This is a genomic window from Bradyrhizobium sp. (assembly GCF_036735945.1).
Classification (GTDB): Bacteria; Pseudomonadota; Alphaproteobacteria; order Rhizobiales; family Xanthobacteraceae; genus Bradyrhizobium.
Genome location: NZ_DAINNI010000248.1, coordinates 1 through 1,565, shown reverse-complemented (window position 1 = coordinate 1,565; position 1,565 = coordinate 1). Strand labels below are relative to the sequence as shown.

Below are 1,565 nucleotides of genomic sequence, written 5' to 3'. Positions count from 1 at the left end.
GCCAGCGTCCCTTCAAAAGTCGACGTATCACTCAGCTATGATTCCGGGTACTAGCCGGCGCCGCCGTAGAGATAGTTCGGCAGCCACAGCGTCATGCCGGGCCACAGATACATGATCACCATGCACAGGATCACGATCAGCATGTAGGGCATCATGCCCGCAAAGATCTGGTTCAGCGTGACATGCTTCGGCGCGACGCCCTTGAGGTAGAACGCTGACATCGCGACCGGCGGCGACAGGAACGCCGCCTGCAGGTTCACGAACACCAGCACGCCCCACAGCACCGGGTCGATGCCGAAATGCTTCAGCATCGGCAGGAAGATCGGCACGAAGATGATGATGATCTCGGTCCATTCCAGCGGCCAGCCGAGAATGAAGATGATCGCCTGCGACAGGATCATGAACTGCACGGGCGACATGTTGAGCGAGAGCACCCAGCTTTCCAGCAGCGCCTGGCCGCCGAGAATGGCGAACACCGCCGAGAACAGCGCGCTTCCGACGAACAGCCAGCACACCATCGCGGTGGTCTTGGCGGTCAGGAATACCGCTTCCTTGGTGCGCTTCCAGTCGAGCGTGCGGGCGTGGAAGGCGAGGATGAAGGCGCCGGCCGCGCCGACGCCGGCGGATTCGGTCGCGGTCGTGATGCCGAACAGGATCACCGCCAGCACGACAACGGTGAGGATGCCGAGCGGCATCACCGACGACGTCAGGAGCCGGAGCACCTCGAAGCGCTCGCCGTTCATGCGCAAGTAGGAGCGCGCCGTCCACGCCGCCAGCACAACGGCCGAGATCGCGAACCAGATATAGAACTGGGTGGCTGGTCCCTGTTCGGAGGGAGACAGCTCCTTTGCCTCGACCGCGCTGCCGAGCTGTTGCAGGCCTTCGACGGCCTCGCCCGCGGCGCCGGCCTGCTGATGGATGACGACATACCACCACACCGTGGCGAGCGTGATCACGGGCAGCAGGAGCGGCACCAGCGATATGAGGAAGTTCTGCACGATCGCGCCGTAGCCCATCGGCTTGCCGCCGATCGCAAGCGCCTTCGCACCTGACGGCGCGAACAGCGCCTTGGTCAGGCCGACGAACATGTTCGGCGAATAGAGGGACGAGAACTTCGTGATCCATTCCGGCACGGGGACGCGGGTCTGTTCCTCCGACAGGGGCGGGGCGACCTTCGGGTTGAGCATCGCCCAGCCGATGACATAGACGAGGTAGAGGAAGGCCAGGAAGAAGCCGGGAAACATCGCCGCCGCATAGAGCTTCACCACCGACTGGCCCGCAACCGCGGCATAGACGATGATCATCACCGAAGGCGGGATCAGGATGCCGAGCGTGCCGCCGGCGGTGATGACGCCGGAAGCGAGCTTGACGTCATAGCCGGCACGCAGCATCGGGTTGAAGGCGATCACGCCCATCAGCACCACGACGGCGCCGACCAGCCCCGAGGCGATACCCCAGAAGGTGCAGACGATCAGGGTCGCAACCGCGAGCGAGGCGGGCAGGCGGCGGAACGCGAGCTGGATCGAATAGAACATCTTGTCGACCAGCGCGCCGCGCTCCATCAC

Annotated in this window: 1 protein-coding gene; it reads right to left on the bottom strand. The window is 64.1% G+C overall.

Features of this window, described 5'->3' with window-relative positions:
- Window positions 1-50: 50 nt before the first annotated feature.
- Window positions 51-1,565 (bottom strand): TRAP transporter large permease (locus V7E26_RS29935; RefSeq protein ID WP_324422989.1); only part of this gene is annotated, 1,515 nt, incomplete at its 5' end.